The sequence below is a fragment of the Flavobacterium sp. C4GT6 genome, assembly GCF_036347315.1.
Classification (GTDB): domain Bacteria; phylum Bacteroidota; class Bacteroidia; order Flavobacteriales; family Flavobacteriaceae; genus Flavobacterium.
In genome coordinates this window covers 179,342-204,315 of record NZ_JAZGZU010000004.1, presented here as the reverse complement: position 1 = coordinate 204,315, position 24,974 = coordinate 179,342, and the positions used below count along the sequence as shown (strand labels likewise).

The window sequence follows — 24,974 nt, the reverse complement described above, 5'->3', positions numbered from 1 at the left end:
TAAATTCATTTTTTTTTGTTTCTTTACATTAAGAATTTATCCGCAGTATATGAAACCAAAAGCTACATTAAAACAGATCGCAAAAGAGCTAAATGTCTCTGTATCCACAGTATCTAAAGCTTTAAGCAATAGCCCTGAAATTAGTGAGCCTACAAAAATTAAAGTACAGGAGTTTGCCAAGCTTAAAAACTATAAGCCTAACCACATGGCGGTGAACCTTAAAAATAAAAGGTCTAAAACCATTGGGGTTATTATTCCAAACATCCTGAATCCGTTTTTTGCCAAGGTTTTTAGCGGTATAGAGAAAACCGCTAACGAAAAGGGTTACAATGTAATTACCTGTATCTCTAACGAATCGCTTGAAAAGGAAATCCACGCTATGGATATGCTTAGTAATGGTACTATAGACGGGTTTATCCTTTCTATATCAGAAGAGACACAGAAGGAAGGTGAATTCAAACACTTTAAGGAGGCAATGTCAGATGATTTGCCTATAGTTATGTTTGACAGAATATCTGACGAAGTAAGCTGTGATAAGGTAATTGTAGATGACTTTGATTCGGCTGTATACTCTATGAATCATTTCATAAAATCGAACTGCAGGAATATAGCACTATTTTCTACTATTGATAACCTTAGTGTTGGTAAATTAAGAGCAGAAGGGTATCTAAAAGCTCTTGCCGTAAACGGAATTGAGGTAAACGAGAAAATAATCCTGAGAACAGAAAGCACCGAAGAGTTTGATACTAAATTTCAGGATCTTTTTGATAATAATAAACTGGATGGGGTTTTTGCGCTTGATGAGCACGCATCTGTAATGGCAATGAAAGCGGCTATCAAGAAAGGTATTAAAATTCCGGAAGAGCTTTCCATTATCGGTTTTGCCGATGGGGTTTGGTCCAGAAGGCTAACGCCAAGCCTTAGCACAGTAAGTCAGCACGGACCTGAAATTGGGTCGGCGGCGGCAGAAATGCTTATTAACAGGCTTGAAGCCAAAGAAGGAGAGGAGCCAGATTATGAAACCCGTATAATTAAAACCGAATTAAGACAAAGGGAATCGACCCGTAAGTTATAAAACAATAAAAAAGCCTCCGTTTAGGAGGCTTTTTTATTGCTCTTTTCTGGTATAATTAAACTGTATTTGTCCCTGTTTGAGTACAAAACTGTTATTATCCCTAAATGTTATTTCAATATTCGCCTGGTTAAATATAAACTGTGTGTCGCTGGTAGGGGTTAGCGGGAAAGCGCTTTGCCCTGTGGCTTGGGCTGTTAGTCCGTCTTCGGTATGTTTAACGGTTATCTCTAACGGAATATCAGAAGAATCATAAGTCCCCTCATAACCTTTTAAAACTTCAGGAGCTACATCTGCAACAGTTAGGTTAGGTAATGGGTAGGGTATTTTGTAATAACAGCTTAAAATGCCTATTAAAATTTCGTTTAGGTCGTAGTTACTGCCATTTTGAATAACTGATATTGACATCTGTTCTTTTGGGTAGTAACCTAAAACAGAACTGAACGATTCTATGCCGCCGTTATGACCGTAAAAGTTACGGCTGTTAAAAGGAAAAATAAACATTCCCCTGCCATACCCCATATCAATGCTTTTCATTATTTCAAGCGACTCCTTTTTGATTATTTTTCCGTCAAACAGAGCTTTTATGAATTTGGTAAGGTCGTTAGGGGTAGAAACCAGTGCGCCCGCAGCATAGGCTACAGAGCTGTCCCACTCGTCCGACTGTACCCATTTACCGCCTTCAAAAGTATACGAGTAGGCCTCGTTTCTTTTTGGGTTGGTTTTAGAGTAGTAATAGGTGTCGGTTAGTTTTAACGGTCTTGTGATTCTGTTGTTAATGTTTGCTTTGTATGTTTTTTTGGTTACATCTTCAATAATATAGCCCAGTAGCACATAGTTGGAATTGCTGTATTCGGCTTTTTCACCCGGTTTGAACACAGGGTCAAATCCTGAAATCCTTTTTAGCATGTCCATTTTAGTTTGCGCATTTTTGGTGTAATCAACAAAATCATCGGCATTGGTATAGTTATAAATACCGCTTTTATGGCTAAGCAAATGGTCTATGGTTATGCTGTCGGCATTTTTTACCTCCGGATAAAACTGTGATAGTTTGGTGTTCAGTGTAAGCTTTTTGTCTTCAATTAGCTGAAGCACAATAGCAGCCGTAAACATTTTTGTTATCGAACCAATTTTGTATTTGGTATGGGTATTGGCTTTAATACCGTTTTCTGCATCGGTATAACCGTAAGCGTTTTCAAAAACCACATCGTTACCTTCTCTTATGGAGACTGATCCCATAAAGCGGTCGTTGGTGTAAAAGTGGTTTAAAAGCTGGTCTATTTTTTTAAACTTGGGTTCGGTTTGGGCAATACCCTGCGCCGAAGCCATTAAGAAAAATAGGAATAAAGCGGTTTTTCTCATAGCTGGTTTTAATTGTTGGTTTAACAATTAGACGGATGAAATGCCTGGTTGTTACAGTATTAATGTGCCTCAAGCCAGTTGTGGCCTTCGCCAATTTCCACATCAAGCGGTACTGCCATTTTAAAGGCGTTTTCCATTTCATGCTTAATCATTGGTTTTATTTTCTCCAGCTCACTGTTGTGAACATCAAACACAAGCTCATCGTGTACCTGTAGTAACATTTTGCTCTTCCAGTTCTCGTCTGTTAGTTTTTTATGGATGTTTATCATCGCAATCTTAATAATATCGGCAGCGCTACCCTGTATTGGTGCGTTAACGGCATTACGTTCGGCTGCTCCGCGTACTACCGCGTTTTGCGAGTTTATATCCTTAAGGTAACGGCGGCGTCCTGATATAGTTTGAACATAACCGTTTTCACGTGCCCACTCTATCTGGTCGTTAATATATTTTTTAAGGGTAGGGTAGGTTTTGTAATAAGTGTCGATAAGCTCTTTTGATTCCGAACGGCTTAACGATGTCTGGTTACTTAACCCAAATGCTGAAACACCATATATAATACCGAAGTTTACCGTTTTGGCATGACTACGCTGTTCGCGTGTTACCTCATTAAGCGGTACATTAAACACTTTTGCAGCAGTAGAGGCGTGAATGTCCTCTCCGTTTTGGAATGATTTTACCATTTCGGGGTCACCACTTAGGGCAGCAATAATACGAAGCTCTATTTGCGAGTAATCGGCAGAAACAAGGGTGTAGTTTTCATCTCTTGCTATAAAGGCCTTACGTATCTGTCGTCCTCTTTCGGTACGTATAGGGATGTTTTGCAGGTTAGGGTTGTTGGAACTTAGCCGTCCGGTAGCTGCTACCGTTTGCATATAGTCGGTATGTACACGGCCTGTGGTTTCCTGTACCTGCAAGGGTAGTGCATCCACATAAGTGTTTTGCAGTTTAACCAACTGTCGCCAGTCTAAAATATCCTGTACAATAGGGTTGTCTTTTGCCAGATAAGAAAGTACTTCCTCACCGGTAGCATACTGTCCGGTTTTGGTTTTTTTCTGTTTGGCTCCGCCTATTTTCAGTTTGTCAAATAAAATGTCGCCCAACTGTTTTGGGGAAGCAAGGTTAAATGTTTCTCCGGCAACTTCATAAATACGTTGCTCTAATGTTTTAGCATCGTTTGAAAGTTCTGTAGAAAGCTGTTTCAGGTAATCAGTATCAAGCCTAATGCCTTCGTGTTCCATATCGGCCAGTACGGGCATTAACGGGATTTCTATTTCATCAAACAGTTTGCGTGTTCCGGCAGCTTCCAGTTGTGGAGCAAAAAGCTCTTTTAGCTGTAGGGTAATATCAGCATCTTCAGATGCGTATTCCTTAATGAGTTCTAATTCCACATCACGCATTGACTTTTGGTTCTTACCTTTTTTGCCAATAAGTTCCTCAATAGGTTTTGGCGAATACTGCAGGTAGGTTTCTGCCAGTATATCCATACCGTGCCTCATATCAGGGTTAATAAGGTAATGGGCAATCATGGTATCAAATATTTTCCCTTTAACGGTAATGCCATAGTTGGAAAGTACCTGCAGGTCGTATTTAAGATTCTGACCTATTTTTTCTATGTTCTCATCCTCAAAAAACGGAATGAATTTATTGATTAGTTCCTGTGCTTCATTTCTGTTTTCAGGAAACGGAATGTAAAAACCTTTTCCGGTTTCCCATGAGAATGACATGCCTACCAGTTCGGCAGTAAGTGTATTTACTCCTGTGGTTTCGGTATCAAAACAAACACTAGGTTGTTTCAGTATGTCTTTAATTAACAATCCGGTTGCAAGGTTGCCCTGAACCAACTGGTAAAAATGGTTTGTGGTCTCCAGGTTTTTGTAAAAGCTCTCGGTTGCAGTGTCGGCTGACGGAGTTTCTTCTCCGCCTCCAAATAGTGAAAACTGCTGATCGTCACTTTTAGCTACCTTTTTGGTAGGGGCAGTACTATTATTTGAAATTTCGCTGTACTCCTCACCATCGGCAAACAGTTTATGGAACTGGTCGGCCATTCTTCTAAACTCAAGGTCATTAAAAATGGCTTCCACTTTTTCGGTATCCGGTTTGGAAAGCTCATAGTCTTTCTCATCAAACTTTACATCACAGTCGGTAATAATCGTAGCCAGTACTTTTGATAGTCTCCCCTGATCGGCATTCTGCTCAATCTTCTCTTTCATTTTACCTTTTAGCTCGTGTGTGTTGGCTAAAAGGTTTTCCATAGAGCCGTACTCTTTAAGTAATTTTTTGGCTGTTTTTTCACCTACACCCGGTAGTCCCGGTATATTGTCTACAGCATCGCCCATCATACCCAGAAAATCGATTACCTGTTCCGGTCTTTCTATCTCAAAACGTTCCAGTACTTCGGGTACTCCCCATATCTCTATACCGTTACCCATACGGGCAGGGCGGTACATAAAAATATTTTCGCTAACCAGCTGGGCAAAATCCTTATCGGGTGTTACCATAAAAGTTTGATAACCCTGTTTTTCGGCCTGTTTTGCAATGGTTCCTATAAGGTCATCGGCCTCACAGCCTTCAAGCTCCACAATTGGGATATGCATCGCCTTAAGGATTTCCTGTATATAAGGAACTGCCAGTTTTATAGCCTCCGGGGTTTCATCTCTGTTGGCTTTATATTCGGTAAACATTTCAGTACGCACGGCACTCCCTCCCTTGTCAAAAGCAACGGCTAAATGGTCTGGTTTTTCACGCTTTATCACATCCAATAGGGAGTTCATAAATCCCATAATGGCTGATGTATCCATTCCTTTGGAGTTTATCCTTGGGTTTTTGATAAAGGCATAATAACCACGGAAAATTAATGCATATGCGTCGAGAAGGAAAAGTCGTTTTTGCTGTGACATGATAAAATCTATTTGGCGTAAAAATAAACAAACTGGTGCAGAATAAGAATAATATGTCAGGCTTTTGTGTTACATAAATGCTACTGTGTCGTTTATTGTTTTATGGTGCGTTTTTTTAGGCGCACCATGCGAAACTTTGTTAAATTTGGATATCGGGTGTTTTTTTGAAATACCTTTATTCCCACTTATTTAAAAATAATTAGATGTTACGTTGGATTATACTTTTTGTTTTTGTGGTTTTAGTTGAGCTATATGCTTTTCAGGCTGTAAAAACATTAACCCGAATAAAATGGGTGCTTATTGCTTATCAGGTAATTTCCCTTTTAATTGTAGTTTATATATTTTACTCGTTTGCCACTCAGTTTGACCGAAGTGTGGGGCAAAATAAATATACCCTGTTTACCATAGGGTTATTGTTAATAACCTATATCCCTAAAATGCTCCTTATGGCTTTTATGTTTGGGGAAGATATTATTCGTGTTATTGGTGGGTTCCTTAAGGAATTCTCGGGTACTACAAACGAGTCTTTCCTTACCAGCAGGCGAAAGTTTGTTAGCCAGATCGCACTTGGTGCGGCAGCAATACCTTTTCTTTCCTTATTATATGGTATGACAAAAGGGAAGTACAATTTTAAGGTGCATAAAAAAACGATTTATTATCCCGATCTTCCGGATAGTTTTGATGGGTTTACCATTACGCAGATATCTGATGTGCATAGCGGTAGTTTTGATAACCACCATGAAATTGAACATGCCATTAATATGATTAATGAGCAAAAGTCAGACGTTATATTGTTTACCGGTGATATTGTAAACACGCATGCCGATGAGATGAATCCGTGGATTGAGACTTTTAAGTCTATTGAAACACCTCAGTTTGGTAAGTTTTCGGTTTTGGGGAATCATGATTATGGTGAGTATGTTACCTGGCCTTCGCAAAAGGATAAGAATGAAAACTTTGATGCTATTAAAGACCTGCACAGGCAAATTGATTTCAAGCTGTTGCTTAATGAGAATGTAAAGCTTAGAAAAGGGGATGACGAGATTGCTCTTATTGGTGTAAAAAATAAAAGTAGATGAGACTTTTTAGTAAAAGTAAGTGAGATACAATATATTTACTAGAAGTTGTTGAGACAAACCGAAAACTTGTTTGTTAATAACTGTACAATAATTATTCGTTTTTATCTGAGATATATTAGTTTTAATTGAACAAAATTTGTGATGATGCTTTCTATTATTATAAAGATTTATTACTACATTTAAAAATAAAAACTAAATGTTAAAAAAACTACTGCATTAGAAAAAATGCAACTAGATGAGAAATTTCATAATCAAAATTCGATTATTCGTAATATTTAAAAATTTCAAATACTAGGATAAATGATATAACTGAATGGCTAGTTTTATCTCACGATTTTTATCACCATTAATATGAAATCGATAGTTGAACCAATTTTCATCACTTTTGGAAACAAAACCTAAATAGTTTGAGTGAGTTGGAGTTACAGCATATACCTTTGAAATTATAGCTGAAAAATCTTTTTGTCTAGCAAAAATTATTATTGAGGCTTTTGTATCCCTCCATGTTAGGTACCCAAGTAATTGATCTATTGTATTCAAATACCCCTTCTCTCCAGTCCAAAACTTACACTCTGCAATAAAAACAACAGAACTATCGTAACGCAATTGAATATCAGTCTTTCCTGTCTTGTTAAATGTTTCTCCAGTAGCACTTCCATATTGAAAGTTAGGATCAAGTACCATTATAATATGATCTCTTAAATCTTCTTCTCCCTTATCTTTATAAATACTCGGCATCCGTTCAAAATTCTTACCAAGATCATTGATTAATTTTAATATATGATTATAAACATCACTGTTTAATGTTGGTTCAGGTCTAAAAGTTTCATTTTTAACTGAAGGCCTATCTATTGCAATTTTAGTTCTAAGAATGGGGTTAGGAACTGAAAAAGTTTGTGGAGTGTTCAAATTCTGTTTCAACGGCACTCCTAGTGAAGACATAAACTCATTCTTTTTCATAAAACTACTTTTACGATTTCTAAAACTCTTCATTATACTATTACTAAGTGAATTATTAAATAATCTTATATCACTTAATAAATCATCCAACTTTCGATGAATATTTCTACTATTTTCTTCATAAGTATCTTTTACTTTTTTAGGATCATTATAAAAGTTAGGAACTTCCAATTTTAATTTTGAAGAGCTTACCTCGAAATCGCATTGCCCTCCGCTAATCGTTATCGAGTTGATACCAGGACAGTATTTTAATATTTCAGAGTTCCCGTTTACTGGGATGTAGAAACATACAATTTGAGCTTTGTGTTTTTCAGCTCCATCGCCCCGAAATATGTGTGGATAATCACTAATATTTATTTCTTTTTCATAACTATCCGCCTGTACATTGTCAAACTCAATTTCGGGAAAATCTATAGTATATTTGTTAATCATATATTCCGAAAATTGCTCCTCACTTACGTTTAATATATAATCCTCTGAAAGATTTTCTATTTCAGATGTGATACTTTGTACTATTGGTTTAAAGTATTCCCTAATCGAACCACTCCCGCTAAAAATTCTATTTCTTGATCTTCTATACATATTATCCTTAATTATTATTCAAAAATAAACTATTTTAAAATTTATATATAAAGATTTCATTTACAAGCTTGCGATATTACTTATAAAAATTTTCAATTTTCTGAAACTTCTTTTAAAGCTTTAAAAGTGTAATATTGTCATTATGATTTTCCTTTCCTCCTAGCCCAAGGAGTTAGTTATTCAGAGTAGGACTCAAACATACTTTAGCCCCATTATTCAAAGGTTGGTCATAGAATACAAATTTTAAATCTTCAATAAGACATTTACTAATATAACTATCTTACCAGAATAAACCATCATAATTTTATCTACTTATGATAAATTAAGTTACAAACATTACTATTTTATAAAGTTTGCTAATAGGTGAGAAATTTCGTAATCAAAAATAAATATTCTCTATAATCATATAGATAATTAATGAAGCTACTTTAATATTTTTTTAACAGTCATTAAAGTGTAAACAACTTTACTTTGTTAATTATCAACTAATTAAATTTTTACAATTATGAAAAAAGTAATCTACTCAGCTCTGCTGGTATGTGGTGGTTTAACGACAGCTTTTCCACAAACATTAACATGTGGTTGCGGAAGTAAGGCATCAGGAACAACTATTGAATATCAAATTTTGGATCCAGGGCGACCAATAGATGATTGTTGTAGAGAAATAGCAGCGGGCTATGGTAATGCATATTCATTTACATGGATACCTGCCGGACGAGATAATTTTGTAATGACATCGGAAAGCACTTATCCTTCAAGCGCTTTAGCTCAACAGGATTGTTGCGATGAGGCAGCGTAATAAATAATAACCTAAAATGAAAAAATTTATATATACTATAGTAGGTCTTATAAGTTTTACCAGCATTATAAGCTGTTCAGACGATAAAGAAACAACAGAGGAAGGCCTTACGTTAAAATCCGAAAAAGTTAGTGAAGATAGAATGAAAGGAGATGTTCCCAGGGACAGAATAATCTACTCAGCATTTGGAGAGAGTGCCAACCTTTCAGTAGATGAATTAATAGAACTCTATAAAGAAGATATATCAACAGCTAATCCGGACTATGTAACAAACTTAAAAAACATGTGGTTAACAGTCATAAAACACCGACTAATGAAAGAAGCCACAGAAGATCAGAAACTTTTTTACATTAAAGAATCCCTTGCGATAGAAAACAACTTGGCCCACTTTACCGGTTTCTATACAATGTTAGCAACATCTACATCAATAGACAGGAAAGAAAAAGACGTAATGGCCGATGAATATTATAAGAAAAACTATGATGTAATTCAGCAACTTCAATGGAAGAGTCCTGAAGATAAAAAGAAAAAAGAAGGTGAGCTTATTTATGCAAAAAGAAATTATACAAATATCGCTAATTTCACTAAGTAATTACTGGAATAACTAATTTACAAAACAGCCCAAATTAACAGGTTGTTTTTCATTGAGACATATTAAATCCTAATTACATCAAAAAAGAGGAGGGTGGAATTTCGCTAAATAATAAATATCTAAACTGAATATCTTAAGGTAAAAAAAGAATCATTTATTATATATCATTAATACTTTACCTACATAATATTATACTTAGTCTTTAGGCAGCATTGATACTCCGTTATACAAGCATCAATTTCCTTTTGATTACCGTAAAATATAGAAATCATCATTTTGAATTACAATCAAAAGTTATATACTCGGTATAAGTCCTATTCGTGGTCTTTATAAGACATCTTCAAAATGTTATGAAAAATTAAAAATGAGTAACTAAATAATAACATTGTGATAATCAGAATATTATTTTTTTTACTTAAATTTATTTTAAGTGAAATTTAATAAAAAAGTCTTTCGAACAAGTATTCAATATACCTACTCTTAGGTATTTAACAAACCCAAGATATTTTTTAGTTTTCAAAACGTAACAACTAAAACTCATTACTATGATAAAAACTAAAATGTTTTTTTTAGAAAACTTAGAAAACGAGAATATTCCTAAAGAACTTATTGATGAGCTTAATACGCAGTTAGCAAGCGGGGTAAAAAACGATGATAATATTAGTCTTGTAGAGTTTAAAGTACACCAGAGAATATCAGATATTGAAAGTCAACAGAAGTTTAATTTCGGCCCTTTTGTCAATGCAAACTCTAATATAGACACTATGCATACTAGCTATGTTGCTTCCATAATGTCAGACAACTACCAAAGAGTAACAGATGGTGAGGGCGAAGTTATTATTTTACGTAGGTTTGGTATTGGTTTTGAACTTACTTTAAAGGCAAAAGAAGTAAAAACAAAAATAAACGCCAACTATGGCATATTAGCAGCCGCGGCATCTATGAATCTATCAGAAGTATTTTATAAAATAACGGTATATGGTATACTAACCCCGGAGTTAGCACAACATTTACCAAGTAGAGAAGGAAAATTTACTACTGAAATTTTTGAAAAAATACAGAACTTTTTTAACGAAGCCAAAATGCATATTAATAATATGCCTACCACTACACTTTTTCCCATTGAGGTATTAAAAAACAAACAAATAGTACCAGACAAACTTAATTCAAGAGCAATTTACTATGCTTCGGTTTGTGTGATGAAAGGCCTACCATTGGCTGACTGTATAACTTCTGATACTGTAAAAAAATTAAAATTTGATTCTGACGTTTTACAATTTATCTATCGCTATTTTGATATTGAAAATGCATACCTAGCGCCAACTGAATCTCAAAAAGATGCTGCAAAAAAATGGATAGCAGGTTCTTTTAATAAAGTAAAAAAGACACCATATGACGGCTCTTGGGTAGAAATAGACTCCGCATTTGTAAGCAATTTACCAGAAGATAGCCCATATAAACCACACCCTATGAATGACTGGGCAACTAGACCCAAAGCATTAGATGAAGAAAACTTTGATATCAGTTCAGAATATTCATCAGAACTTAAATTGGCTGGTATATCAAATACTTCAGGTAAATTTAATTCATACTTGTTTGGTAGACGTATAGGTTTTTTCACCTACGTTAACAATACCGATGGCAGCGGAAATAAGGTATTAGAAACCCGCTACGCAGTTGGTATAAATGTTCTAGTTAAAATTACAGGAGTTGAATTTGGCACCAATGTAAACTATGCTAGTGTAGGTGCCCTTGCAGAACTTAATTTGGGTAAAGTGGAATATGAAATATCGGGCATTGGTATAAATGATAAATCCTTGATAGATATATTACCAGTTCCACAAGATATAAATGCTACAACCTTTAAAGAATTAAATCTTATTATAGAAAATTTAAAGTATATGATAGGTAATATAGATCCTGATAAGTTTTCACCACGACCGGTATCTATTAGGGTTAAAGAAGCTGAAAAAGTAGATCCAACCCTGTATGCACAAACCGCTATTTACACATACGATCATATTAGAAATAGAGAACCTTATGAATTAACTGTAGCTAAAGTAAAGGAACTTGGACTAATGGAAGAAGTTGTAACGGAAATATACGATGATTTAGATATTAAAGATAATGAAAAACCTACTCGATCAGATAAACTAGAAGCACAAGACTGGCTAAACTTTGAGTAGATTAACTTAAATTTCTCTTTTAAATATTACTCAATAATCGAAATTAAATACACAGAGGCTTACCTTGCATATAATTAGATTTTTTTATTAAAGACTCAGATATTTATAATATATAATTTCAACATCTTTAAAAATAGCACTTAATAATTCAAGTTTAAAATATCTAATATAAAGCTAATAGCTATTTGTATACGATCCTTTTTTTCTGTTTCTTTTAATATAATTGATGCGTTTAAATCATAGCTAAGACGATACTTATCAAACAAAACTTTACAAGCCTCATCGATATCTTTTAATAAATAAATTTGCCATCCTAGTCTAGTGCTTTCGATTCGTATTTTTTCGTCAATTTTAATATAACTTAAATCACTAAATCTACCATAGTATAAAATAATCCGATTATTATCTTTAAACTCATTACGTAATGCAATTTCATATGAATTTAGATGGTAAGAATGAAGAGGTTGTTTTCCCGCATTACCCAGCTGACTTATCTCAAACCTTTCATCATCTAAGCATGAAAATAAATTAAGCTTCCTTCCATAATTATTTTTTGTAATTGAAGAATATGTTATAAAATAATAGCGCCAGTCTCGTAAATCTGCTTTATAATTAGCTATAATATTCTCTAGTTTTTTACTATTAGTATCTTCTTCATTATTAATATAATCAGTAAGAAATTTATCTAAAATTAAAGATACTTTTTTTCTCTCATTTTTTTCTGTAGCAGTAAGAATTCTTCCCCAATTGCCTTTAATACCAAAATACCTAATAGAACCTATAGAGGATCGGGAATGTGTCATGACTGAGTAATCTCCATAACATAAAAATGCACGTACTAAAAGACTATTTTTGGTAGAACTTGACCATAGAGATAAATAAGCTTCAATTTTTTCTATTGTATTCTCTTGCTCAAAATTAAAATTAATGGTATTACCCTGTATATTAGAATTCTCTTCAAGACTATGAATAGCATTTTTCCATTCTGGATTATCTATAATTGCTTTCGCCTTATATTTTTCACTTCTAATACTATCTCTTGTGAAACCCATAAATTCATTTTTTGCAAGTATCTGATAGGTTCCAATAGAAGGGTTACTATTTATTAGAGAAATAAATCCATCTATAAAACTACAATAATCTGAAACATTAGGCAAACGAAGATTTGATATATATTCAATCCTATTATGAGGATTAGGTTGACGGACTGTGTTTAATAGATTCCTAACAATACGAATATATTCCTTATAACTATCATTGATTGATGTAAAATTAGTTTTTATTGTATAAATTAACAGTGCATAAAAGATTGTTTTATCTTTTACTTCAAAACCAATATTAGTAATACACCTTAAAAAATAATTTTTACCATAATTATCAAATGTATCAATATTCTCAAATAATGAACTAAAAAAATTAGAGACGCTATCCAGACCTGATAAGAAATCTAGTGAATCGAATAGAAAGTCAATGTTTTCCTTAACAGAGAAAACTTTTCCAAGAAAATCAATATCACGCTTAGGTAATATTCCGTTGTAAATTCTGTCATCTCCATCGTAACGATAAAATAAAAACTCAGATACAAAATAAAGATAATTCAAAATACAATTATCAATACTATCTCTAATTTCATTTCTATATTTCCAAAAAAGATCAAGCCATTCTCCATCAATTTTAAAGGCAAAATAATCCTGATAACTTACTTCTGTATTCTCAAATATTTTTTTCTCATTGATATACTCTGTACTTTTTCCTGACAGTATTCCACAGAATAAAGCTTTAAAATTCTCAAAATCGCTTAGTGGTTTTCCTCTCGAGTTCATTTTAATATACAACTCATCTGTCAATCTGAACTCATCTGATTTAATATCTATATAATCAAAGGTTATCTTACCTTGAATGAGATTATACCATGCAGTCTCCCTGTCATTTATATTTTCCTGAATCGTATCTAACATAGTAAGAATAGATTTTATTGTTGGATCATTACTCCATGAAGACATATACCAAGGAGAGTCAAAAATCTTTTCACTTAACAAATCATATCCTTCTATGCTCAAGGATTCATTAATTAAACATTCACAAAATCTCTTTGATGAAACTCTTGTTTCATAACTAAAATTCTGTAAATAATTCATGCTTTCATTATTCAGATAATAAAAAGTATAATCTTTAGAAACTTCTTTAATTCTTGGACTTAAATACCAGTAAAGTAGCCAAAGAGTTGTGAGTCGTTGTTGACCATCTAAAGGAATAAAATTTTCTTTTTCTTTTCCTACAATCTCAGTATAACCATATATAAAATCCAGATTCATAACTTCTAATATTTCATTACTGAGTGTAGACTTAATCTTAAGTATAAATCCTCTCCTTAAATCGCTTTCTATTTCACGTCCCTGAGCATAATCTCTTTGAAGTTGAGGGATTACAACATTGTACTTTTCTAATAATTCTTTAAATGTAAATCGCATTTCCCTAAACTATTTTTCGCGTATAATAATCATAAACTTTTTTTATATCAGTTAGATATGCTTGTTGATCTTGCATAGTCCAATAAGCATAACTTGTGGGATATTTAGTATAAGCTTTCATAAAAACATTACGAGTACACACAGGAATGTAATGTCCTTTTGACTCTCTTTCTTTTATTTTTTCACGCTTTACATCAAAAACCGAATTATTGAGTAAACTATTAGTAGGACCATCAATAAGACATAAATTTCCTATTTTATGTATCGCATTTTGATTCTGTCCGGTCTTCGAACTTATAATTGTATAAACATCATCCACTATAGTTTCGAAATCATCCTTATCAATAATTTCAGATTTATATAAATTTCTCATTTGATCTAGGACAGAACTATAATCAATATCATTTTGATTTTCAAAAGATTGTATATGGTCTCTAAGCCATTCATATTGTCCCTCACTTTTTGTTATATATGCAGATTGCTGGGCATGTATGTGTTCTAAACTCCATCTTAGATTAGCTTTCGTATATTTATAAAGGTTAAAAGGAAATTTAGCTTTTTCTTTGTCACTTCGTAAAGACGAGTCAACATTATGCAATAATAATATTTGTCGAATTTCTAGACGATTATTTTTTTTCTGATCTTCATTCTCATAAACGAGATCCTCAATCGTCAAAAGGCATTCCTTACCATCCAAGTCTTTAAATGTTCCATTAATTTGTATGCTTCTCCCAATCATTTGTTCTAGGTAAATTACAAACTGTTTCTTTCCTAATAATTTAGAATTAAGGATAAAATTTTCAATTAAAGATGTGGGCCTAGATGAAATAGTGATTAAATAACCTATGTAATGAAAAAGTACTCTATCATTATACCAATTATAAAAATATTCAAAGTATTCTGTAACTTTTTTCCATATCATTCCAACAGCATCTACCCTATCAACATTCTCATTATCCAATAAATCCTGTAGATAAGAAGAAAGAATTAAAAAAGTAGCATGCTTAAGTGGTTTCTTTTCGAAATAACGTTTTTCTTTAAAAATTGTATCTGCTATTAAATCCAATATGAATTCAATATGCGTTGGTTTTATATTATTACTATTATTAAGAAAATACCAAAAATCTGTATCCTGCAATGTGTACTCAATTCTATCCCATTCAGAAGCCAATTCAAACAGCTTCATTTTCATAAACTTAAGCTCTTTTTCATCGTATTTATCCTTCTGTAAAAGAAGAGCTTTAACAAGTTCAGCATCAGTTAGAGGTATTTTACCAATATTAAGTCGAACAAAAATGTCTATGGGATTTATTTTTGGTTCTACAGTATACCAAATAACTCTTACATTTCGATTACTTTTCGAATTAGCGTCCATTAATATTGGTATGAGCTTTCCTTTTGCTCCAGCATGTTTTTTTTCTTTAAACCACTGTGTTATGATTTCGTATGCATTACTGATAAATAAGTAATCAATATTACTTTCATCTCTTCCATTTGAAAATTTTTTTTGTTCCAAAAATTCTTGACAATCTTTTCGTGTTTCATATCTCAAATGAAATAAGTCCTGATTATAGCCATAGTCAAATCGCGTATCTTCTAAGAAAGTAAGAATAAGATAGAGCGTTGTAAGTCGTTGCTGACCATCAAGAACAGTATAAGTGTTTTTTCTATTTTCCTGTAAAACAATAGGTTGAAGACAGTAAAATTCTCCATTATTAGATGTATTCTGAAAGTTCCAAATATCATCTAGTAATTCTTCAACTTCTTGGGCTTCCCAGCGATAACCTCTCTGATAGTGAGGAATTATAAACTCTTTACCAAACAAATCCACGATAGCAGTAGTCTGATTCAAAATTTCCATAGTATAAGGTGTGTTAAAAATATCTGCAATTTAACAAATATTTTCTGTATTACTTAAGATTAATAATCTATAAAATAATAATTAAAAACCTCATATTTATTAAAATATCTCAGATTGATTAATATATTCAAGTATAAGAAAATATATATTTTAACAACTAAAAATATATTTTATATCTTAGCAATCAATAACCTTACCTTATGCAATCTTTTCACAATCTTATCCCTAGATTATCAATAGTACTCCATTATTACTTCAAAGAGTTCACCGGAATAAAAAGAAAAAAAAACACATTTTTAATCCTAATAGGATTAGGTGGCATCTTTTTGATTAATCCATTTGCTTATGAAACACATTCATACCTTGAATATCAATCTACTTATTACATTAGAACTAATAAATTAAAAAACCGTAAAACGGTAATAGCAATTGTGAAGATATATGTAGATCGCATTTTAGCTAACATACCAAAATCCGGTCACCTATATATAAAGATGAGTTAGGCATAAATGTGCTGATAGAGTTAATCTAATATTGAAGCGTCAAATGACAAATAATAATACTTAAACATTAAATAGTAACATCTTTTTATTATGTTTGAAATAATAACAGAACTGATAGAAGAACCAGAAAAAAAAATAAAATACTTAGTTTTTGGGTTAAGAACCACAATGAGTATCGTATTAGCCTCATTTCTGTATAGTACTTTTATATCATCTTATATCCTATTAGATATTTTCAATAGTTCATTTTGGTTTGATTTCTATGCATTCATCATTGAAGGACGTCTCTTGCTAGCTGTATTTTTATTTCTAATTAGTCGAGTAATTCTTTTTGATTTAGTTTCAGGAATAATTATAAGTCCTCTTGTAGATTACATAATAAAATATTTTGTTCCAAACATGTCTAGTAGACATGATGAATGGATTATACGCTGGCCACTTATAGCAGTTGGAGCCATAAAATATAATGGTAATAAAATTATTAAAGGAAAAGATTTTGACTACTTCTATAAAATAATTAAAGAATATAGAAAAAAGGCTGCAAAAGAAGAAATTGAATATTATAAAAATATGCTTATCACACGAGTTATACACCTCTATTACGCTTTTCTTCTTATATATTATTATATTTTAGACACCCCAAGTAATTATTTCTTAAATATAATAATTATTATTTCTGGTGTAATTCTAGGGCTCTTTTACTATACTATACACTTCCTCACTCAAATGCTTGAAGAGAATGAAAATCAACTTTATAACAGTATGAGAATGCTGAAGTCAGACAAAATAGTTGAAGATTTTATAGAATATTATAATATACCTGCCAACTCTAATGAAAATGAATCAATATCAGCAACACCTTATGCTCGATATGTCTATGAACAAGATAATCTAATAGTCGTAGATTATCTAACTTTTGATAATTCGATAAGTGCAAAACATATAGATAAACTACCTAAACTAATGAAAAATAAGAATTGGCAACATTTACTATTGATAAGTACGCAAAAGCCAGGTCCCTCTGCAACAAAATTTCTAAAAGATTATTCTGACAAGATAACTCTTATCGTATTTTCATCTGAGAAAACACTTTGGAAATCATTATATTCTTTTTTTGAAAAATCAATCACTAAAGAGAGCTTAAATAACAAATCTTCACAGAAATAGATTCAGTACACTAAGTAGTTATTATTTTTATACATAATTCTTCTAAAATCGAATTTAAAAGCTATTCTTTCTATTAAAAATGGACGAAATTTGCCACATATACCTGAAAGGTATTACAAAAGTTTAACTAAAACAGATATAGTATGAAAAGAGAAAACTTCAAAAAATACTTTCTTAAATTTAAAGTTTGTAATACTAAATATCTTTACAACCAATTATAAAATATAAAAATGGGAAAGCCTTTTAACGAAGAACTAAAAAAAATTAATCAAACCTATAAGTGGGCTTCTGAAGTTGAAATTAAAAATTTAGAAGAGCTTTCTAGTGATTTGTTTAAAAAACCTCTATTGGTCATTGGCTCCGGAGGTTCATCAAGTGCATGCTCTTTATTTGCTTTATTACATAGACAGAAAGGGTTGATAGCTTCAGATATGACACCATTAGAACTACAATATTCTAAAAATGCAATTAATAAAAATTGTAATGTAGTATTTATTAGTGCGAGTGGCAAAAATTCAGATATATTGTTTGCCTTCGAAACTACTATAAAAAATGAACCTAATAAAGTTTTCAATATTTGTTTAAATAAAAACTCTCTTTTAAGTAAAAAAAGTAATAAATATTCTATATCCAGTATGATTGATTTTGAAAATCCTGCTGGTAAAGATGGTTTTTTAGCTACTAATTCATTGATAGCTTATCTAACTATAATATCTAGAATTTACAATTCTTTTAGCTTTATCAATGAACTAGAGCCTAAAAGAGAATTCACATTAGCTATACAAAATTTTGTAAATTTTTTACACAAAGATTTCACTATTACTGTTCTATATGCAGGTTGGAGTAAGCCTGTTGCTCTTGATATAGAATCAAAATTTTCTGAAGCAGGCCTTGGAAATATATTAGTTAGTGATTATCGAAATTTTGGACATGGTAGGCATAATTGGTTTGACAAGAAAAAACAAGAATCTGCTATTGTTGCTTTAATTACTCAAGAAGATAAAGAATTAGTTAATAAAACATTAAGTCTACTACCTAAAGAAATACCTTGTTTAAAAATTAATTCAAATTACGAAAAGGCTAATGCAACTACTGATTTACTTGTAAAATCATTTTATTTAGTAAATGAAGTTGGTAAACTAAAAAATATTGATCCCGGAAAACCAGGAGTACCAGATTACGGAAGTAAATTATATCATTTAAAATATTCCAAATTTTATCAAGAAAAAAATGTAATTCCTCATAAAATGAAAATTGCAATAACTAGAAAATTTGGAAATATAGGGTTAGCATCTGCAGAAAAAATGCTCCCTTTGTGGATAAAGGCATATAAAAATTTTATAAATGAATTGAAAGTTGCAAAGTTTAATGGCATCCTACTGGACTACGATGGGACACTATGTTCTAGTGAAGAACGTTTTGGGGTTCCCAGAAAAAAAATAATTGAAAAAATAATAAATTTTTTAAGTAATAATATAACTATTGGTGTAGTAACAGGGAGAGGAAAATCAGTAAGAGAAAGTTTTCGAAAAGTGATACCTGAAAAGTATTGGGAAAAATTCATAATTGGATACTATAATGGATCACAAATTAGTACTTTAAATGATTGTAATATCCCGTTAAAAGAAAATAGTAGTGACTTGCTTTTTGAAATAGAAAGTCTTTTGCTCTCTGAAGTGCTAATCAAGGATTTTATTGAGTTGGAATTAAGAGAAGGCCAATTAACTATATTAATCATTGATAAAATAAATTCTAATTTAATTAAAAATATCATTGTTGATATTCTTAAAAAGAATCATGCCTTCAGCATTCAAATTTTAGAATCAAGTCATTCAATAGATATTATTTCAATAAATACCTCTAAAAATGCAATAATCAATTATTGTAAAAATCTACTTGAAGATAAAAATTTTAATAGAGAATTTCTTTTTATAGGCGATAGAGGTAAGTGGCCAGGTAATGATTTTCACCTTCTATCAAACAAATTTTCATTAAGTGTTGATCAAGTTTCTAACGATCCTCATACTTGCTGGAACCTTTCTTCTACGGGAAATAATTGTGTAGAATCAACATTAGAATATTTTGAAGCTATAGAAGTAATTGATAAAGGAATTTTTAAGATCAATATTTAAGATGAGAACAGCCTTAGCAGAAAAATTACTTGTGAAAATTATGGAATGGAATTCCTCAGAAATAAGTAAAGAAAGGCCTTTAATACAAGCTCTTTCAAACCTTAAATATAATGAATATCAACAATTTTCAATCGGAACAAAATTCATTGAAAGCCTTGTTAAATGGCTTAAACAATTTGACTCAATAGAGGAAAGACAAATTGCTTATAATTTTTTAAAAAGCAAATTAATTTTCATATCTAATGACCAAATGCTACATTTAGTAAATATAACATTTAGCGATAAGATTAATCCCTTTCTAATACAAAAAACAGCTAAAGAATTAAATATCAGTCATTTTCTAACTAAACAAATTATTAATAGTCCGGAGTATAAAAAAATTATACGTAGAAGTCTTTTTATTGGTTTAAGCGATGGATCAAGAATTGATCAATTGAGAAGATATAGTAGCTTAGATAACGAACAAGTCATACCAACATACCAAATAAATCAAGAAAAGGTTGACGATATGCTTTCTGAATTAAAAAAAAGTAATATAATAGAAAGATATAATACAATATTTTTAATTGATGATTTTACAGCAAGTGGAACAAGTTATTTTAGAACAGAAGGAACAGAGAAAAAAGGTAAAATATATAAAACAATACGTGCTATATACGAACCCTCTTCAGAACTGTACCAGCTAATTGATAAAACACAACCCATAGATATTAAAATTATATTTTATATAGCTACTGAAGAATCTATTAATAAGCTAAAAAATGAAATAGAAAAGTGGAAAAACGAATCTTGTGATAAAAATTTCAATTTTACGATTGATGTTATTCAAATTATCGATGAAATAATAAAATTAACCCCTAATAATGATAATGATTTCATTGAGTTATCAAAAAAATATATAGATAGTGATATAGTAGATAAACATTTTAAAAAAGCGAAACATGAAAATTATTTTTTAGGATATAATGAATGTGCGTTACCTTTAGTACTGGTTCATAATACTCCTAACAACTCAATGCCTTTACTATGGCAAAATTCTAAGAATTTTGTTGGTTTATTTCCTAGAGTTACAAGACATAAATAAAGATGAGTAATAAATTACGTAATCCGTTTAAAATAAGGGCTTCTGAAAAAATAGATTCAGATGCTGGTTTTTTAAGACTATTTAGTCCTTTGGTTTTAGAATCGATGACAGAAAATCATGAGTCGGGTAAATTATGGGATAATGTATTATATATACATAGTTCTCCTGGAGCTGGAAAATCATCGTTAATCCGAGCGTTTGAACCTTCATCATTAAAAATATTGCTTAACAGTAAATCAGCTCCAAATTATAAAGAACTATTCACTTCACTCAAAAAAATTGATGTTATTGATGAAGAAAAAATTTCTGTTTTAGGAGTTTCCATGCCTTGTACAAGAAATTATGAAATTTTAGAAGAATTGAATATCTCAGATGCGATGAAGACTAGATTGTTTTTTTCTCTTTTGAATTCAAGAATTATATTAGCTACTCTAAGAAATGCTTGTATTTTAATTAATAAAAAGTTTCCTGAAGAATTAGATCAATTAAAATATAATTATAATAATTACAATAATTATTTTAAAAGCTTAGAAGTTCCTTGTGATGGTAAAACTCTATATAATTGGGCTTCAAAAATTGAAAAGAATATTTATCGAGCTATTGATAGTTTTTTACCCCTTGAAGACAATGAAATTGAAGGGCATGATGAACTTTTCGCTTTAGAAACTCTAACTCCCCAAAACATCACATTTAAAGGCTCAAAAATATGTAGTAGGATATTATTTGTTTTAGACGATGCTCATAAATTATCTTCTTCACAAAGAAAAAATTTAAAAAAATATTTATCTGAAAAAAGAGGTAGTTTTAGTATTTGGATATCTGAAAGATTAGAAGCTCTCGATTCAATAGAAAATATAGGTTCATTTCTTGAAAGAGATTATAATGAAATTAATTTAGAGAGCTTTTGGCGAAAAAATCCAAAAAAATTTGATAAAATATTAAGAAATATATCAGAAAAAAGAGCCAGTATCTCAACAGAAGATATTCCTTCTTTTGAAAACTATTTATTAGATAATTTAAATGAAGAACAGTACAAAGAAACTCTAAAAACATACTTTAATAAAAAAATAAATTCATTACAAAATATATCTCAATACACTAATAAATTTGATGAATGGATTGAATTTGCAATAAATTATTCAGGAAGTGAATATCAAAAATCTCTTAAAGCAAGTGAAATTGATATTTTAATCAAAAGGAATTTAGGAAAACAACAATTAAGTTTTGAATTCCCTTTAACTAAAGAAGAACTTAATGATAAAATTACTTCAGATATAACTTCAGCAGCTTTATTATTTCTTTCAAAAGAAATAAAACTCCCTTTTTATTACGGCTTTTCATCTTTAGTTAAATCTTCTTCTTCAAATATTGAGCAATTTCTTTCATTTTCAAGTGTATTTTTTGAAGAAATGATTTCAAATAAAATTTCAGGAGAAAATATTGTTTTAAGTGATAGTGATCAGGACAAATTAATTAAAGATGTTGCATCTCAAAAGTGGAAAGAACTAAAAAGAATAGTACCTTTTCCTGAATTAGTCATTAACTTTCTTAATTCTCTTGGCGAATTTTCTAGAAAAGAAACATTTAAACCTAATGCCCCATATTCACCAGGGGTTAATGGTTTTGCAATAAAAGAAAATAAGGGAATTAAATTAATTAATGATGAAAATATCTGGACAGAGAATTCTATTTATGACCAACTTATAAATGTTCTTTCTACATGTGTTGCATATAACTTACTGGAAATTCAGATTACTAATCAAGGAAAAAAAGGTCAAAGCTGGCATGTATACTACTTAAATAGATGGTTATGTATAATGTTTAATTTGCCTTTATCTTATGGTGGCTGGCGACATAAATCTCCTGATGAATTAACTAAATGGCTAAAAAAATGAGTAACAATAGATGGAATCCATATGTTTTATTGCAAAATAATACAGTCACAGAATTGTGGAAAGAACATTTTACTTCTGAAGATCAAAAGGTATTATTTATACTAGGTAAAGGTTTTGATGTAAGAATGAATATAGGCATTAAAAGTCTAATACAGAATTGTCCTAATGTTAATTTAGATTGTATGTTAATTAGCTTTGATGAAGGTATAACAGCCCCAAATAATAATTCAGATCTAATCGAAGAAAACATGGAAGAATTATATCAATTGATAGATAATGAAAAAATAATATCAAGGGATATAAAGTTATGGAGCACGAAAGGAAAAAAAAGAAGAAGAATTGGTGATAGAGAGGCTTCAAATCTATTTTTAAATTATGATTCTATAAAAGAATATACTGATATTATAGTGGATATTAGTGCTCTCCCTAGGGGAGTATATTTTTCTTTGGTTGGAAAATTATTATCTCTAATTGATAAATATTCTAAAGATGCAACTCAAAATTTATTTCTCTGTGTTGCAGAAAATGCTTCAATTGATAATTTAACTCAAGAAAATGCTATCGACGAGGACCTAAATTATTTACACGGATTTGGAGGAGAAATTGAGCTTGCTGCAGAAATGGAAAAACCACTAATTTGGTTCCCAATACTTGGTGAAAATAAGGTCCCTCACGTTAGAAAAGCTTTTGGAAAAATAACTGAATCAAAAAATCGACTTTATGAAATATGCCCTACATTTCCGTTCCCTTCTAAAAACCCGAGACGTTCAGATTCAATCTTAATTGAATACCATGAATTGTTATTCGATGAACTAGGTATAGAGCCTCAAAACATTATGTATGTATCTGAAAGAAACCCTTTCGAAACTTACATTCAATTAAGCAATGCAGTAAAAAATTATCAAAAATCCTTAGAAATTATAAATGGTTGTAAAGCTGCATTATCTAGCTTTTCAAGTAAATTACTATCAATAGGTACTCTATTGACAGCCTATGAAAACAGAGAAGAAATCGGTGTTCTTAATGTTGATTCCCAAGGCTATAATATTTTTGATAAAAATTCATTGAGAAATATGAAGTCTGAAAGTGAACTTTTTGTAACTTGGCTCACTGGAGAGCCATATAATGATTGAAATAAAAAAAATAGCTAATAATAAGGGTTCAATTGCATTGGGGGCCGGACTTGTAGCCTTAGATGTAATTGTAAATGGAACACCAGAAACACCTGCAAAACTTTGTGCAGGTGGTTCTTGCGGAAATGTATTATCAATTCTTTCTTTTTTAGGTTGGGAATCAAAACCCATTGCTAGATTAGCTAACAATGAGGCTTCAGATCGATTATTTAATGATTTCGAAAATTTTAATGTTAATACTTCATTAATTTCAAAATCTGAAGACGGTAGAACACCTGTTATAATACATAGAATATTAAAGGATAAATTAGGTAACCCAAAACATAAATTTGAATTTAAAGTACCTAATACAAATATCTGGTTACCGTCATATAAACCTGTTTTAACTTCTTCAGTTCATAATTTAATAGAGAATCAAGAAAAAACAAATGTATTTTATTTTGATAGAGTTTCACGATCTATAATTGAATTAGCGAAACATTATAAAAACGGAGGTGCTTTAATTGTTTTTGAACCTTCATCACTTAAAGAGGATCAGCAATTTTTAGAGTGCTTATCCTTGGCGGATATTATAAAATTTTCCAATGATAGAATTAAAAATTACTCTTCTAAATTTCCTTATCCTAATTCATTATTAGAAATTGAAACAATGGGAAAAGAAGGGCTAAGATATAGATTAAAATCTGACTCAAATCCACAATGGAAATTGTTATCTCCTTACGAATTTAAGCATACAGTTGATAATGCAGGAGCTGGAGACTGGTGTACAGCTGGCATCATAAACCAGCTTGGTTATAACGGTGTTAAATCTTTTCTTTCGTCTAGTAGAGAAGAAATTGAGAATTCATTATCAATAGGACAGATTTTTGGAGGGATAAATTGTACATATAATGGAGCACGAGGCTTAATGTATAATATGAATTACCAGTCGTTAATTAAAATTTCCGAAGCAATAATTAATGAAAATAAAGTAATTCCGGAAATAGAGCAAAATAATATCAATATTCTTACTATTCAAGACTTTGATTTTGAGTCTATTTTATAATTAAGAAATTTTGATCCCACTAACTACATAAAACTCACTATCAACATTAATTTAAATTAATTAAGCTATAATAAACTAATTACATTAAAAAGCTTACATAAAAAGTTTTAAGAAATAAAATGAATGAAATACTTAAATTTAATTAGATAAAAGT

At 31.0% G+C, this 24,974-nt stretch carries 16 protein-coding genes; 11 read left to right on the top strand and 5 right to left on the bottom strand.

Annotated elements, in window-relative coordinates:
- Positions 1 to 49 precede the first annotated feature (49 nt).
- Positions 50 to 1,075: a LacI family DNA-binding transcriptional regulator gene (locus tag V3Z67_RS07105; protein ID WP_330442648.1), complete on the top strand. Its 1,026-nt coding sequence runs from the start codon at positions 50 to 52 to the stop codon at positions 1,073 to 1,075.
- A gap of 33 nt (positions 1,076 to 1,108) precedes the next feature.
- On the opposite strand, the gene V3Z67_RS07100 is transcribed toward V3Z67_RS07105, so the two are convergent.
- Both V3Z67_RS07100 and polA read right to left on the bottom strand, forming a co-directional pair.
- Positions 1,109 to 2,434, bottom strand: a complete 1,326-nt coding sequence (locus tag V3Z67_RS07100; RefSeq protein WP_330442647.1) for a serine hydrolase domain-containing protein — start codon at positions 2,432 to 2,434, stop codon at positions 1,109 to 1,111.
- A 59-nt stretch (positions 2,435 to 2,493) separates the two neighbouring features.
- Positions 2,494 to 5,331, bottom strand: a complete 2,838-nt coding sequence (polA, locus tag V3Z67_RS07095; RefSeq protein WP_330442646.1) for a DNA polymerase I — start codon at positions 5,329 to 5,331, stop codon at positions 2,494 to 2,496.
- 203 nt (positions 5,332 to 5,534) lie between these two features.
- Here polA and V3Z67_RS07090 point away from each other — a divergent pair, with 203 nt between their 5' ends.
- Positions 5,535 to 6,410: a metallophosphoesterase gene (locus V3Z67_RS07090; RefSeq protein ID WP_330442645.1), complete on the top strand. Its 876-nt coding sequence runs from the start codon at positions 5,535 to 5,537 to the stop codon at positions 6,408 to 6,410.
- A 291-nt stretch (positions 6,411 to 6,701) separates the two neighbouring features.
- Here the strand turns inward: V3Z67_RS07090 and V3Z67_RS07085 are convergent, their stop codons facing one another.
- Entirely contained in the window at positions 6,702 to 7,952 is a 1,251-nt protein-coding gene (locus V3Z67_RS07085) for a hypothetical protein (RefSeq protein ID WP_330442644.1), read from the bottom strand.
- 505 nt (positions 7,953 to 8,457) lie between these two features.
- Here V3Z67_RS07085 and V3Z67_RS07080 point away from each other — a divergent pair.
- From V3Z67_RS07080 to V3Z67_RS07070, 3 genes are all read left to right on the top strand, one after another.
- Positions 8,458 to 8,751 carry a hypothetical protein gene (locus tag V3Z67_RS07080; protein ID WP_330442643.1) on the top strand — a complete coding sequence of 98 codons (294 nt, stop codon included), beginning with the start codon at positions 8,458 to 8,460 and terminating at the stop codon, positions 8,749 to 8,751.
- Between the two features lie 16 nt (positions 8,752 to 8,767).
- Positions 8,768 to 9,343, top strand: a complete 576-nt coding sequence (locus V3Z67_RS07075) for a hypothetical protein (protein WP_330442642.1) — start codon at positions 8,768 to 8,770, stop codon at positions 9,341 to 9,343.
- A gap of 545 nt (positions 9,344 to 9,888) precedes the next feature.
- Positions 9,889 to 11,529 (top strand): hypothetical protein, encoded by a 1,641-nt coding sequence (locus V3Z67_RS07070; RefSeq protein ID WP_330442641.1) that lies wholly within the window; start codon positions 9,889 to 9,891, stop codon positions 11,527 to 11,529.
- Positions 11,530 to 11,669: 140 nt separating this feature from the next.
- On the opposite strand, the gene V3Z67_RS07065 is transcribed toward V3Z67_RS07070, so the two are convergent.
- Both V3Z67_RS07065 and V3Z67_RS07060 read right to left on the bottom strand, forming a co-directional pair.
- Entirely contained in the window at positions 11,670 to 14,000 is a 2,331-nt protein-coding gene (locus V3Z67_RS07065) for a DUF262 domain-containing protein (RefSeq protein WP_330442640.1), read from the bottom strand.
- A gap of 4 nt (positions 14,001 to 14,004) precedes the next feature.
- Positions 14,005 to 15,861, bottom strand: coding sequence for a DUF262 domain-containing protein (locus V3Z67_RS07060; RefSeq protein ID WP_330442639.1), 1,857 nt, complete (start codon positions 15,859 to 15,861; stop codon positions 14,005 to 14,007).
- A gap of 593 nt (positions 15,862 to 16,454) precedes the next feature.
- Here V3Z67_RS07060 and V3Z67_RS07055 point away from each other — a divergent pair.
- The 6 genes from V3Z67_RS07055 to V3Z67_RS07030 all read left to right on the top strand — a co-directional run bounded on the left by V3Z67_RS07055 (position 16,455) and on the right by V3Z67_RS07030 (position 24,820).
- The gene (locus V3Z67_RS07055; protein ID WP_330442638.1) at positions 16,455 to 17,531 is read left to right on the top strand and encodes a hypothetical protein; all 1,077 of its coding nucleotides are present in this window, start codon (positions 16,455 to 16,457) and stop codon (positions 17,529 to 17,531) included.
- 230 nt (positions 17,532 to 17,761) lie between these two features.
- Positions 17,762 to 19,663 (top strand): hypothetical protein, encoded by a 1,902-nt coding sequence (locus V3Z67_RS07050; RefSeq protein WP_330442637.1) that lies wholly within the window; start codon positions 17,762 to 17,764, stop codon positions 19,661 to 19,663.
- Between the two features lies 1 nt (position 19,664).
- Positions 19,665 to 20,747: a phosphoribosyltransferase-like protein gene (locus V3Z67_RS07045; RefSeq protein ID WP_330442636.1), complete on the top strand. Its 1,083-nt coding sequence runs from the start codon at positions 19,665 to 19,667 to the stop codon at positions 20,745 to 20,747.
- A 2-nt stretch (positions 20,748 to 20,749) separates the two neighbouring features.
- The gene (locus tag V3Z67_RS07040; RefSeq protein WP_330442635.1) at positions 20,750 to 22,642 is read left to right on the top strand and encodes a hypothetical protein; all 1,893 of its coding nucleotides are present in this window, start codon (positions 20,750 to 20,752) and stop codon (positions 22,640 to 22,642) included.
- On the top strand, positions 22,639 to 23,775 hold the full coding sequence (locus tag V3Z67_RS07035; RefSeq protein WP_330442634.1) for a hypothetical protein: 1,137 nt from the start codon (positions 22,639 to 22,641) through the stop codon (positions 23,773 to 23,775). The genes V3Z67_RS07040 and V3Z67_RS07035 overlap by 4 nt, the downstream gene beginning before the upstream one ends.
- A complete protein-coding gene (locus V3Z67_RS07030; RefSeq protein ID WP_330442633.1) occupies positions 23,768 to 24,820 on the top strand; it encodes a hypothetical protein in 1,053 nt (350 codons plus the stop codon). Before V3Z67_RS07035 ends, V3Z67_RS07030 begins: the two co-directional genes overlap by 8 nt.
- Positions 24,821 to 24,974 lie beyond the last annotated feature (154 nt).

Coding starts and splice junctions, on each gene's coding strand:
- V3Z67_RS07105 (WP_330442648.1), top strand. CDS start 50: ATGAAACCAAAAGCTACATTAAAACAGATCGCAAAAGAGCTAAATGTC.
- V3Z67_RS07100 (WP_330442647.1), bottom strand. CDS start 2,434: ATGAGAAAAACCGCTTTATTCCTATTTTTCTTAATGGCTTCGGCGCAG.
- polA (WP_330442646.1), bottom strand. CDS start 5,331: ATGTCACAGCAAAAACGACTTTTCCTTCTCGACGCATATGCATTAATT.
- V3Z67_RS07090 (WP_330442645.1), top strand. CDS start 5,535: ATGTTACGTTGGATTATACTTTTTGTTTTTGTGGTTTTAGTTGAGCTA.
- V3Z67_RS07085 (WP_330442644.1), bottom strand. CDS start 7,952: ATGTATAGAAGATCAAGAAATAGAATTTTTAGCGGGAGTGGTTCGATT.
- V3Z67_RS07080 (WP_330442643.1), top strand. CDS start 8,458: ATGAAAAAAGTAATCTACTCAGCTCTGCTGGTATGTGGTGGTTTAACG.
- V3Z67_RS07075 (WP_330442642.1), top strand. CDS start 8,768: ATGAAAAAATTTATATATACTATAGTAGGTCTTATAAGTTTTACCAGC.
- V3Z67_RS07070 (WP_330442641.1), top strand. CDS start 9,889: ATGATAAAAACTAAAATGTTTTTTTTAGAAAACTTAGAAAACGAGAAT.
- V3Z67_RS07065 (WP_330442640.1), bottom strand. CDS start 14,000: ATGCGATTTACATTTAAAGAATTATTAGAAAAGTACAATGTTGTAATC.
- V3Z67_RS07060 (WP_330442639.1), bottom strand. CDS start 15,861: ATGGAAATTTTGAATCAGACTACTGCTATCGTGGATTTGTTTGGTAAA.
- V3Z67_RS07055 (WP_330442638.1), top strand. CDS start 16,455: ATGTTTGAAATAATAACAGAACTGATAGAAGAACCAGAAAAAAAAATA.
- V3Z67_RS07050 (WP_330442637.1), top strand. CDS start 17,762: ATGGGAAAGCCTTTTAACGAAGAACTAAAAAAAATTAATCAAACCTAT.
- V3Z67_RS07045 (WP_330442636.1), top strand. CDS start 19,665: ATGAGAACAGCCTTAGCAGAAAAATTACTTGTGAAAATTATGGAATGG.
- V3Z67_RS07040 (WP_330442635.1), top strand. CDS start 20,750: ATGAGTAATAAATTACGTAATCCGTTTAAAATAAGGGCTTCTGAAAAA.
- V3Z67_RS07035 (WP_330442634.1), top strand. CDS start 22,639: ATGAGTAACAATAGATGGAATCCATATGTTTTATTGCAAAATAATACA.
- V3Z67_RS07030 (WP_330442633.1), top strand. CDS start 23,768: ATGATTGAAATAAAAAAAATAGCTAATAATAAGGGTTCAATTGCATTG.